Source organism: Oscillibacter sp. ER4 (assembly GCF_000765235.1).
GTDB classification, from domain to species: Bacteria; Bacillota; Clostridia; order Oscillospirales; family Oscillospiraceae; genus Hominicoprocola; species Hominicoprocola fusiformis.
This window is the reverse complement of the sequence record NZ_JPJG01000056.1, coordinates 41,483-53,274: the sequence shown is the minus strand read 5'-3', so window position 1 is coordinate 53,274 and position 11,792 is coordinate 41,483. Positions and strand designations below refer to the sequence as shown.

Genomic DNA, 11,792 nt, shown 5'->3' with positions numbered 1-11,792 from the left:
CATTTGATAGGTGTTCTCATTCTTTCCAATCCAACCTCTTACAGATACCGGTATCTGCATACCATCAAATAGAAATGTTTCTGCATTATGTTTCAAAACTTTATTCATGAAAATTTCTGCATCAGTTACATTCTCAAATGGTGTTACAACTGCAAATTCATCTCCACCTATACGAAACACAAAAAATCCTTCTTCGGTATATTTATGAATACGTTGTAATGCAGTGATTATCGCTATATCTCCTGCGTTCCTTGAAATATCATTGATTTGAACAATTCCGACAATATCGAAACAGACCACATAACTGTCCTTACTTTCTCGTAAAACGTTTACCAAACGGCTGCAATCTCTTGTAACTGCATCTTCAAAAATATCCACCACAGTAAACAGTTCGCCATGCCTTGCATCCTTTTTGTACTCTGATGGTAACACACCATACACCTTATGGAATGCTCGACTGAAAGATTCAACTGTATTGTACCCATATTCAAAAGCCACATCGGTTACTGGTGCATTTTCCAAAACAAGTCTTGTGGCAGCCTCTGACATACGCCTTTTCATGACATACTCATTGATACTATATCCCAAGCTATGCTTAAACAGCTTCTGTAATGATGAAAGAGACACCTCTACACTCCTTGCAATATCTGTTTGCTTCAGGTTGTCCATTAGATGATTTTCGATATATTCGATTGCGTTCTTTAATTCAAAATAATGCTTCAAGTGGCTCCTCCTTTCCTTTCAAAATTATCACAGTAAGGAAATATTCACTTGACTATTTGAGCATATTTCTGCAATTTTAATGTCTTTGTAAACTTCAAATTTTCCTAAGCCTTATGACCACCAATCTGTGCGTTGCGATCCTTCGCCGTCGCGCCTTCCTCTAAGTTCATGCCCTTGAGGACAGCGTTCTTTCCGAACTTCTTCTTGATGCTCAACATGGCTTGCTGCATTTTCTTTTCACGCTCAAGCTCGGCGCGTTCCCGTTCCTGCTTTGCCTCAAGAGCTGCATAGTCTGTGAAGAAGTCAAGCTGCTCAAAGCCGTCGTTCTTCTTAGGTGCATCTGCTTCGGGCAGAACATGGTTTGCGACGATGTTCAACCGGCGCACGAGAAGGTTTTTATCGACGATCCGGTCAAAGAGTTCTGACACAGCACTCATTATTTTCTTCGTAGATGACGTGTGACCGTCAAGGTTGGCAGTGCCGTGCGCGTGTTTCGGTATCTGCCGTCCGTAGTGATCCTTCACGATAGCTCCGTGATACTTTTTGCTTCGCTCAGGATCGGTGAGATTTTCTATATCATAGCCAACCGTGACAACGATCTGATCTGTGACAAGTCCCTTGTCCACCAAGTCCAAAACGAGAAGGTCAGCCATCTCGCGGAGAACGAGCTTGGCTTTCTCGGCAGTGTAGGGCTGGTGCAAAACCTGACCGGAGCCGAGACTGTTTGTGCTTGGCCGATATGCTTTGATTGCTTCAATGGTGCAAGGCTCCCAACCCCACGCATGGTCAATCAGCAGCTCCGCATTTTTGCCGAAGAGCTTGTATTGCTATCCTCGGCGTGTTCCGCCTGAAACTGACGCTGCTGACTGCGCATTTGCACCTTTTTCTGTTCCTCCGCAGAAATTGGTTTACGCAGTTTGACTTTCCGGATAAAAACGGCAAACCCTATCGTTCCTCCGGCGGCGAAATGATCTGGAATGATCAGCTCAATCGCGAGATTCCGAAGGGGTGGAACGTTGGTCAATTGTCGGATATTGCAAATATTGCCATGGGACAGTCTCCAGCAGGTGAAACATACAATGAAAATGGAAATGGAATGATTTTTTATCAGGGATGTACTGACTTTGGCACTCGTTTCCCTGTCCCCAGAGTATATACAACAGCACCAACGAGGTTTGCAAAATCCGGTGATATTCTCATGAGTGTTCGTGCGCCTGTCGGGACATTGAATGTGGCAATTGAGGATTGCAGCATTGGGCGTGGCCTTGCAGCTTTGAACAGTAAAATAGGATCACAGCTTTACCTATGGTATACATTGGCGGGTTTCAAGCAGTTATTCAACGTACTGGACGGCAATGGCACCACATTCGGTTCTATTACAAAGGATACCTTATATGAAACGAAAGTGGTTATCCCTAATCCCGTACTGGTAAAATCTTTTGAGGAAATCGTACAACCTATTGAACAAAAAATTCGTATTATCGAAGAAGAAAACCGCGAACTCACAAAACTCCGTGATTGGCTCCTTCCAATGCTCATGAACGGACAAGCTACAGTGGAATGAAAGGAGACAGTATATGAAAATATCCAGTATATCCGTCAGTAATTTCAAAAGTTATAGAGACGAAACCATATCGTTTGGTGACTTGAATATTCTGATAGGTTCCAATGCATCAGGCAAATCCAATACAATTAATATTCTGCGTTTTATTGATCATATTGTGGACTATGGCATTGAAAACGCCATATCACTGTCTGGCGGAATTGAATATGTGCTGAACACATCCATTGGAAAAAGCAAACCTCTTTCGATTGCTTTTTCTTTTGATTGCGAAGAAGAAAATTGGATTAGATATGTTGATCGAAAACAGGATATCAGCCTCTTACTGGCCGGATTCGACTACCAATTTCAAATTACACCTCATAAGAGAGGATCCGGTTTTACAATAACGCAAGATTCTTTATGCCTGAAATACTATCAAGTTCTTGATTTTGTCAAGGGTGAAAAATGCATTACTGCTGCCGATAAGCAATACATGATTCGTTATAGGCGTAGCGGTAATCGTGTAGTTGCAGATATTAAAAACGATACAGATTTTCTTCATTCCGAAGATTTGAGGAGCGGGTTAGACTCGGATTTTATAACACGTTATTTGAGTGAGCAGGAGCACCGGAAGGAACTGATTCTTCATTTTATCATGTTATTTATGCCTCCGATGTTCTACTCGAGAGATTTGATCAGAATTTATGACTTTGACCCTAAACTAATACCTGTACACAAAAATGCCCGACAATCTGGCTCTCTTGTTGTCCCAACCATACTTTTGGGTCAGTTCATAGGCGCTGAAATAGACGAGTTGCTGTCCCATCGCGGACTCTTTCTGGCTCCCAGGCTGCCGGATAACACAGAGCCTCATTGCTGCCAACAGGCAGGCCGCGCCGCGGTGGAGCCGCAGTGTTTTCTTCCAGCTGCCATGTCCGTTCTCTGGAGCCAGCGCATGACTGTGGACGCGCTGCGCCCGTCCGGGACTGACCCGCTGGAGCTGTTTCGATCCCAATTCCGTCAAGCTCAGGGAGCGAACGATTCTGCGTCGATACCCCTTTATGCGCCGTTCCTTTAAGTAGCCCTCCCGTATCAGCGCTGTCACCACATGCCGATTATAGTCATAATATCCCGGCAGCATTCTTACCAGAGAAACCGGCACTTCGCCGCACAGGCCTATAAAATCCAGCAGCTTTACTGCCATACATTCATTTTTTAATTGCATCAATATATCCTCATTCTTGTTCGGTCAATTATTCTCTCAACAGCGCATCCAGCCAACTCACAGGGGCAAGCAGAAAGCCTGATCAGCAAGGCTGCCGGACACTTCACACGCGCAGCCTATGATCGGCAAGCATACTTATCTCAGACTGCCGGAACGGTCTCTTTACCGTTATCCAAAGTCCTTACCCTATAAACCCTACCCCCGACCGTTTTTAAGGCCGAGAGTCCTTGCGCCGCAAGGGTTTTCCTCTGCTACAGAACACCGAAAATCCGCACTGCCATTTGAACAGGAATTGGTAGGCGTTTTCGGGTTGTCTCTTACCTATTTTCGGTGCTGCCATTCCAACATTCACGGTGTTTTTTCAGCCATTCGAGAAATTGCTCCGGCGTCAGTATCCAAATGCGGGCGCTGTCTTGCGGGCCCCGATGACTGCATTGAAACGCAGAGCAGAGCGCTGAGGTGTCGTTGGTCAGGAAGGCTGCTTCCAGCACATCCTGACAATGCTTCAGCTCCAGGTTATCGTGGTCGATAAAGCGCCTGCTTTGGCTGAGATCGTAGATGTGCTCATACACCAGTACGCAGGTGTAAAATCTCGGCTGATCATGCTTCGGAAATGCCCGATGAATCGCATTCCACAGCAGTCCTGCCAGGAGGCGGGATCGGTTATTGTCCTCTCGCCGCGGCATGACGCAGGGGAGTTCCATTCTTAGCCAGTCTTCCGCCGCGATCTCAATAGAGGCAGGCAAATCGGCGTCACCGCTTATTTCGGGAATCTCCCGCACGGGCGGCAGCGTTGCCACTGCGTACTGTCGGAGTTGGATGGCTGCGTCCTCCGCGGAGTGGACAGCCTCTAAAAGCATCTTCCTGCTACGGAAACTGAATTGGTCCATTTTGTACCCTTTCGCCAAGTGGAAACGAAGTCTAAACTTTTTTGTATAGACTGTTTGATCCCATTTGGCTTTATTTGATACCAATTATCCCAATCCTATGGGGTATCCGACTTTCTGCTATCAAAAAGCTATCAGGGGATGCTATCAATAGCGGAAATTTGCTGTGTGAGATATTTATATTATATCATGTATGTTGAAGAATTGGCAATATGGTTAGAATGGGAATTCGTCACCCTCGTCCTCTAGTTCAGGAGTATGCTGCGTTGGAGATGGTGTTTCGGACAAAATAGCAATAAGATCTATAACGCGCTGATATAGCTCATCAAACGTTAGAATTTGCACTCCACTTAAGCTATTGCGAAAGCTCTCAAAAGCTGCAATTTGTGTCGAATTCATGGACGCAAGTTTGCCTATTATAACAACGCATTTAGGAGATAACACCTCAAATTGAGAAGCACTTTGGTGACATATGGTATAGTAGGATTTTGTGAGATTATCACGGTAATTCAAAACCTGATTTACTGCACCGCTCAATTCGTGACTGAAGCTATAAGTGCCGCGATACGAGTTTCCAATTATCTCTGTACAAGGGGTTTTGATTTCAATCAGCGCTACATTTTGTGATAGTCGATTTTGATATATGAAGTCACACAAATTACCGCCACTATTGTCTACACCCTTGCCTCCAACATAGGCTTTATCAGAAAAAATTGTGCAAGGGCACGCAAATATTTGCGCCAGAACCCACTGGTTTTCCTTGAAAACAGTAGTTTGCCAGAACTCTTCGCTATTGTTATCGAGGTTGTCTGCCATGAGTGTGGCAACCCGTTGAAGTTTTTCAATATTCAGTGTTGTCGTTAGATGCTGCAAATTATCGTCCTGCAACTCCATAAGACTCTTCTTCAGAGACTCAAGAGATTCGGTTTGAGTAATCAGCCTTAGCAGTGTTTTGACGAGATCAAAATTTTCCTCATTTCCAATCATTCGAGCTGCTGAAGGATCATTTTGAATTATAGACAAGAATTGACGGAAAGCATTATCAACTCGAGTATAAGTAGCTGTTCCATACGGTATGTCTTTCATATTGCCGTATAACGCATATAGCTGTGCTAGCCCATGGTATAATTCATAGGTTTCACTGGTGTCCAACTGAAATTCCATCCAGTCGCCAGCTTTAACAGAACCGCGTGAGACTTTGGAAGATACATCACCGCTGTCGGTAGGGAAAACATCATCCTTTTTTCGCTTTTTCTCGTATAGAAGTTTTCCCGAAACGGATTTCTGCGGTTCTTTCTCATTCTTCACAAGGCTTGGAATAAATTTGAATCTAAGCATATCCGTTTGATGTAATACAACAGGAGATGCGTTTGCTGTTGAAGAAGAAGTAGAGACAACATCAACTGTGGTTGCTGTCATATCACGCATATGGGGCGTTTGCAAAGGAACTCTCACACTTTTCTGCTCTCCTTTCAAACCTATGGGATTTGCTTAATACTATGAAGCTTAACTGTTGTCGTGCTTAGGAAATGATAAACACCTCTGACAGCCTATCAAATATGGCATTCTCTAATTTTGTTTTCAGGATGCGAATATTGTCATATCGTTCGGCGTTTTTTATGAACCAATCCAAAATATCTGTTTTTTCAATTTCCTCTTTTTCATCAGCTTTAAGGACGGACAGAATAGATTCATACCAATTATGAACAATGGTCTGTTTCTGTTCTGTAGAAAGCTCTTCATATGCAATGCAACATCCTATCCTTGAAAACATAGCTGGGCCTAGGATTTTTTTGATTTCTTCCTCGCTACCGAAATTGCAAGTTAGTAGAAAAATGGCTTGTCCTAAGTTTACATCGTAATTTGTATCAACATAGCGCCCCTCGTCAAACAGTTCATAGAAAGCATTATAAAAGGCTGGATTAACTTTATCAAACTCATCAATTAAAATAACATTTGACTCTCTTGCCATCATGTCCCTTGCAAAACTACCTTTTGAATGTTCAGCACCAAATACATAATTGTATGCTTCTGTAGTCTGCATCATTGAGAACTGGATTCTTAAAAGCTCACCGCCCATTGTTTTACTTATACTCTTAGCACTCTCGGTTTTGCCGACTCCTGAGGGGCCATATAACATTAAAACAACTGGCTTGTTATTTGCCTTTGCAATCAGGCGATACATACCACTGATGATCTGCTTCTTACAATTACTTTGTCCTAAAATATCCTTTTCAATATTTGAATAGACTTCCTTTAGCTTTTCTCTTGACAAATCCGGATACTGGGTTCCTAAATATTCTATATCATCACCATAGGCAGAGCGTAAGGAATCTCTAACTTTTCTTGGTGGGTTGTGAACAAACAAGGTTCCAATGTCATGATTGAGTGTAACCACATTAACAAAATTAGAGAGAACATGTTCTAAAACGGAACCATAATCATCAGCTCTGACAACGCAATTATCTACATCAATATTGCGACTAAGCGCAGATTCTCTTACGCCAGATTCATTTGGACGCAATCGCGCATTATAGTGCTGAATAAGTTCCATAAATGGAATGGTAACTTGTTCTTTGCTCGTCTCCGTTGCTACCAATTCCTCAAAATCCTTTTTAGAACCATAGAATATTACAATTCTATCAGTCATCTGCTTCAACTCCTGCAAGTAAGACATCGAATACATCTAAAGTTGGACTGGTGGCAGCGGCTTCTTCAGCATCCGCATTGGGTTCGTAAGATGGATTATCCTTTGGAATTAAAGAAACTTTCATTCCCAGTTCTTTGTTGACATTAAGATTCTCTAGAGAAGTTCTACCAACTTTTATAGCATAAATGCTCAAGTCCATTTTTAGCAAATCACTAATGGTATAACTGTTTCGGAAAGAGTTAATGTTGAACCGTAATATTACACGGCTCCTTCCTTTTGTTCCAACAAATTCATAATATCCTTTGGCGTGCCTAAGGGCATTGTCGAGTTTATCGACAGCAATATTGAATTCACCAGCAGGGATGGAGCTTCCGCTTTTTAACATACTTAAATATGGAGATACCATTACCATGTATGACAACGAGTCCTCTACTGCACTAATTTTATATCCTTTAAATTGTTTAATGGTGCCTTTGGGAAGCCGTGAATTCGTTCTCCCTTGGCTGACATCCTCGATTGTTTTCAGAAAGTCCGTTAAAATCGTGTTCTTAACGATATTTTTTACCATCTTGCTGCTATTGAAAGATAGCCCAGCAGATACATCTGCAGAAGCTCCAGCCTCCCAGCCTAACAACGCCTTAAAAATTCCACTAATTCCAACTTTTCCGTTGGCTTGAACGCTTTGCGCTTCCTGTGCATCCCTTGATTTCAATAATTCAGTCGTATTTTCAAGTTCTCCACCAGCTACGATTTGAACATAATCGGTAACCGAGTCTTCGTCAAAGTACACTATTTTACAGATCTTTTCCATTACCTCACCGCTTTTCAATATGTAAGTTTAATCCACAATCATCAATCCATCAGTAAATGCTGACGGGTAGGATAACCTCATAATGACTTTTGAAAAAACAATTACGTACGCGTATGCAATTCCTTCTCCAAAACGATCATGCATCAGATTTCTCCCGTCAGGGCAGAAATTTACATCATCAGGCAAAGAATGTAAATATGGCAATTCGATTGTTGCGGAACACTCCGGGAAGTGTGCCTCGATCGCTACAACCTGCCCCACACCAAACGTTGTATGGTGAACAATAGCACCGGCAGGAATGAGGGGTGCTTCATCTGCATTTTGTGCTACGTCTCCATTTGTGATCTCAGTCACCTTGTCGGAAACCGTTGCATCAATATACTGCTTCCACGCAGGTGCCTCTAATATATCCCGTCTCGACTCGCATTTAAGAATTAAATCTCTAAGCTGTTCAGGATTTGCCTTTTCTGCCTCAAACATTGCGATGAAATACTTCTGGAATTGTGCCAATGTCAAAGGTACGATGTCCAGACGTTGCTTTACATCTCCCTTTGCATACCAAATGCCATGTCGAAATGTCTCGGCAGTGTTAGTGTCAATACGCACTGCAATAAACATTCCGTAGACAGGCTTAGCATATTTCAGAACTGCATCCGAAACATGACGGCGAACGGGCTCACCCTCCATAGCTTCTTGACGAGAGGACATAGACATAGTGACTTCCGTTAGAATAGTGAAATCATTAAACTCGCAGTACAGATCACCCTTGCCGCCGCCCGCTGCTGAAACTGGCATAAAATCAGAATCCAATTTGAAACCACGGACTTCATAAGGCTTATTAACCATGTGATCAATGGCTAAAGCAGCTCGCCAAAGCGTCCACTCAAGGTAGGCAGGAGTTTCGTCCTTAGGTACCTCAATGGCGTTATCTTCGTCATATACCAGCTTGCCCCCGCCTCTAATCAGCAGAGTCATGTAGTCTCTGATTTCCTGCCACTGGTTGCACTGATCATTTGCATATTGGATTTCATCTGTTTGAGCAAGAATATTCTCAAGCCGCTGTCGTGCAATATTGATTTCTGCGGCAGTGTTTAGTGGGAGATCAGAAATGTCAAACAAAATGTGCCGCTCTCGCATTTGCTTAATCAGATCGTCAAGCAAAGACTTTGCAATATCTGCGTTATCAGTAGGCAGAGGCGCACCGTTGCAGAGTGTTTTATACTGCTCCATTATCGGCACGGCACTCGCATTTGCTTTTGCAAGTTTTTCTGCCAACACATGCTTTGTCGGGACAATAATAAGCCCTCTGCCTTTTCTTTGGAAAATTCCAGAAATACGGAGATACCGCATATTCATATCGCTATAATCTAAGAAATTATCAGGCTTTTTGTCGTAATTTTCGCCTCTGGCTGCAATTTCTTTCTTATCAAAAGAGCGCTTGGCAGGGGCAGCAGCTCTTCGTTGACGCAGATCAAGAATCCTATCAACAACCTCATCCACATTATAGCTGGGATTAGTGGTATGTCCCCACAGTGCGAATTCGATTCTGCTCAATTCAGAAGAACCGGTTCGCCGCTCAAGTTCCAGCATGACTGCCAGGAGCCATCTTAACGGAGAAAAATAGTGCATACCATCAGGCATTGGATATTGTTCAACGCTCATTGAACGAAGAAAGCACTCTTGCACTGCGGGATATGTGTCTGCTTTCAGGAAGGTTCTGCCAAATGGCGTGATTTCATCAAGCGGTCCTAACTCTTCCTGCTCGCCATCTTTTTTCTTGAGCTGAGGATAAATAAAACCGTTTCTGGAAAACATCAAGCGCCACTTTCGTGCGTGACTTCCGGATTCGTCCTTTCCAGCTTCATTTTGAATAATGCCTTTTTCATTTAAGAAATTCATGAAGGCAACTTCATTTTCTTCTCGTAGATTTCCGACGAAAGGAGAGCTGGCATACGCTGCGAATCCCTCCTGAATTCGATTGGGGTTACGCAGACCGGTATTTCCAACTAGCCATATTTTTATCTTTTCGCTCATGCTGTGCCTCCGATCAATACCCAACGAAAAGGTATTCCTGTACCGAATTTCTGTGTGTTTTGGCATCACTCTGATTTCCGAAAGAATACTTGTAATCTACCGGAACAACTTCAACATGTTTCTTGTACTTTGCCATGATTGCCACCATTTCATCTTGCGTGGGAAGACTATTTGAAGAATAGGAGACGATTAAAACACTGTTTGCAAATTTCTTGAATAGTCGGTCAAACGCATCTGCTGCGCCTTTCCTTGTTGAAAATGGGGTTGGATAGGATTTGAATTTCTTCGTCTGCGTATGCTCCTGAATTTCTACGCCTTTCCAATCTCGGGCAAGCCCCTCCACAAAATGATACCGGCGCACATACTCATTATCGGAGAGCGGTGAATAGTATGGGGGGTCTATGTACACCAAATCAGCCTGTTCAATGCGGAGATCCATTGCATCACCATTTCGTGACTTATTCGGCTTTCCATTATCAAAGACGGCTTTATTTACTGCATCAACTGCTTCAAGGAATTGCTGGGAGAGTGCCTTTTGCAAATCTTTTCGTCCATCATTATAACGGTTTCCAGTGTATGTAAAGATACCGCGAGGACGCTTTTTGGTACAGGCGCGAATCAATGCTGTCATTGCAATCGCGCGCTTGTATTGGTCGTGTATTCCTGCAATATTGGTGCGAAGGGTATCAATGAGATCATTCTCATCGTCCGTATAGTACAAATCCTTAAATGTGCTTGCAACAAAATGATCGGATTCCTTGTGCGTAACCAGCAGACTCTTTGCCTCATTGAGCGGCAGGGTAACATTATTGTTCTCGACCATTGCTTTTGTAAAAGTTGCCGACATAGACATATAATCATTGCTGATTACCGTTTTGCCTTGCGCCTTGAACATATACCCGACAATGCCAGAACCAGAGAATAAATCCACTACTGTTTCGGCTTGGAACTGAGAAGCAACCGACCATATCTCAGACAGTAGTTTGCTCTTTGAACCCATAAACCGTGTAGGAGGATATGCAGAAACCTGTTCCGGTAAAGGCTTAGGGGCAAGTTTGATAAGAAAGTGCTGCTTTGGTGGAACGGTTACAATCACGTCCTCGCCTTTTCGTGTACTTCCGTTGCAGGAAATGTGACGCTTAGTTTGGATAACATCAATTTTGAACGGAGCATATAATTCATGCACAAGAGGATGGTTTGAGTTTGTCAGGATGACGTGACAGCCTTTTTCGTGCAAACGCATGACTTGTTTTGCAAGTTCAACATGATCTTCTTCATAGAATTGTTCTTTAGTGTATCTCTTAAAATCCGAATACTCGGAAATCGGGAGATATGGAGGATCTAAGAAAATGAAATCACCCGGCTGAGCATAATGCTCCAGAACAAGGAAATAGTCTCCACAGACAATATCAGCTTTCCGCAAAGCCTGTGACGCCGCATGAAGCGCTTCAGTGTCACATATTTTTGGATTCTTGTACTTTCCGTATGGTACATTAAACTGTCCTTTTTTGTTGACACGATAAAGTCCATTGTAGCATGTCCGGTTGAGATAAATCGTCCTTGCGGCAGCTTCTGCCTTGGGCAAAGTCTCCCAATCTAAACTGCGTACAGAATAAAACATTTCACTTGTATTTTGGTATTTTTCAAGGTAGCTGATCACATCGTCCACATGGTCTGCCACTTGGCGATACATATTGATTAGCTCGGGGTTACTATCTGCAATGACAGCATTTTCGGGCTGCAATGCAAAAAACAAGGCACCACCACCGAAAAAAGGTTCAATGTAACGTCCATAGGAAGAAGGAACCTTTGGAAGCAGTTCTCCCAGCATTTGAGTCTTGCCGCCTGCCCACTTGAGAATCGGTTTGGCGGCTATTGTAGAAATCTGTGCTGCTGTATTACTTCGCATTTTGCCGTCT

The 11,792-nt window shown here is 43.2% G+C and carries 9 protein-coding genes and 1 pseudogene; 2 read left to right on the top strand and 8 right to left on the bottom strand.

Annotated elements, in window-relative coordinates:
* Window positions 1-723 (bottom strand): helix-turn-helix domain-containing protein (locus tag NI20_RS0109255; protein ID WP_052084560.1); only part of this gene is annotated, 723 nt, incomplete at its 3' end.
* Between the two features lie 104 nt (window positions 724-827).
* A pseudogene (locus NI20_RS0109250) lies at window positions 828-1,547 on the bottom strand (DNA methylase); the annotation flags it as partial.
* A 143-nt stretch (window positions 1,548-1,690) separates the two neighbouring features.
* Between NI20_RS0109250 and NI20_RS0109245 the strand changes: the two are divergent.
* Together NI20_RS0109245 and NI20_RS0109240 are read left to right on the top strand one after the other, a co-directional pair.
* The gene (locus NI20_RS0109245; RefSeq protein WP_081958445.1) at window positions 1,691-2,287 is read left to right on the top strand and encodes a restriction endonuclease subunit S; all 597 of its coding nucleotides are present in this window, start codon (window positions 1,691-1,693) and stop codon (window positions 2,285-2,287) included.
* Between the two features lie 13 nt (window positions 2,288-2,300).
* Window positions 2,301-3,344 (top strand): AAA family ATPase, encoded by a 1,044-nt coding sequence (locus NI20_RS0109240; protein ID WP_033121113.1) that lies wholly within the window; start codon window positions 2,301-2,303, stop codon window positions 3,342-3,344.
* 464 nt (window positions 3,345-3,808) lie between these two features.
* Here the strand turns inward: NI20_RS0109240 and NI20_RS0109235 are convergent, their stop codons facing one another.
* From NI20_RS0109235 to NI20_RS0109210, 6 genes are all read right to left on the bottom strand, one after another.
* Window positions 3,809-4,381 (bottom strand): DUF6100 family protein, encoded by a 573-nt coding sequence (locus tag NI20_RS0109235; protein ID WP_156108606.1) that lies wholly within the window; start codon window positions 4,379-4,381, stop codon window positions 3,809-3,811.
* A 213-nt stretch (window positions 4,382-4,594) separates the two neighbouring features.
* A complete protein-coding gene (locus NI20_RS14240; protein WP_052084558.1) occupies window positions 4,595-5,833 on the bottom strand; it encodes a Shedu immune nuclease family protein in 1,239 nt (412 codons plus the stop codon).
* Between the two features lie 67 nt (window positions 5,834-5,900).
* Window positions 5,901-7,028 carry an AAA family ATPase gene (locus NI20_RS0109225; protein WP_033121111.1) on the bottom strand — a complete coding sequence of 376 codons (1,128 nt, stop codon included), beginning with the start codon at window positions 7,026-7,028 and terminating at the stop codon, window positions 5,901-5,903.
* Window positions 7,021-7,839, bottom strand: coding sequence for a DUF6414 family protein (locus NI20_RS0109220; protein ID WP_033121110.1), 819 nt, complete (start codon window positions 7,837-7,839; stop codon window positions 7,021-7,023). The genes NI20_RS0109225 and NI20_RS0109220 overlap by 8 nt, the downstream gene beginning before the upstream one ends.
* Window positions 7,840-7,866: 27 nt before the next feature.
* Window positions 7,867-9,873, bottom strand: coding sequence for an AlwI family type II restriction endonuclease (locus tag NI20_RS0109215; RefSeq protein ID WP_033121109.1), 2,007 nt, complete (start codon window positions 9,871-9,873; stop codon window positions 7,867-7,869).
* Window positions 9,874-9,886: 13 nt separating this feature from the next.
* Window positions 9,887-11,782: a Dam family site-specific DNA-(adenine-N6)-methyltransferase gene (locus NI20_RS0109210; RefSeq protein WP_033121108.1), complete on the bottom strand. Its 1,896-nt coding sequence runs from the start codon at window positions 11,780-11,782 to the stop codon at window positions 9,887-9,889.
* Window positions 11,783-11,792: the final 10 nt, after the last annotated feature.

Excerpts from the sequence above, each read along its gene's own strand:
- NI20_RS0109245 (WP_081958445.1), top strand. The coding sequence starts at position 1,691 with ATGATCTGGAATGATCAGCTCAATCGCGAGATTCCGAAGGGGTGGAAC.
- NI20_RS0109240 (WP_033121113.1), top strand. The coding sequence starts at position 2,301 with ATGAAAATATCCAGTATATCCGTCAGTAATTTCAAAAGTTATAGAGAC.
- NI20_RS0109235 (WP_156108606.1), bottom strand. The coding sequence starts at position 4,381 with ATGGACCAATTCAGTTTCCGTAGCAGGAAGATGCTTTTAGAGGCTGTC.
- NI20_RS0109225 (WP_033121111.1), bottom strand. The coding sequence starts at position 7,028 with ATGACTGATAGAATTGTAATATTCTATGGTTCTAAAAAGGATTTTGAG.
- NI20_RS0109220 (WP_033121110.1), bottom strand. The coding sequence starts at position 7,839 with ATGGAAAAGATCTGTAAAATAGTGTACTTTGACGAAGACTCGGTTACC.
- NI20_RS0109215 (WP_033121109.1), bottom strand. The coding sequence starts at position 9,873 with ATGAGCGAAAAGATAAAAATATGGCTAGTTGGAAATACCGGTCTGCGT.
- NI20_RS0109210 (WP_033121108.1), bottom strand. The coding sequence starts at position 11,782 with ATGCGAAGTAATACAGCAGCACAGATTTCTACAATAGCCGCCAAACCG.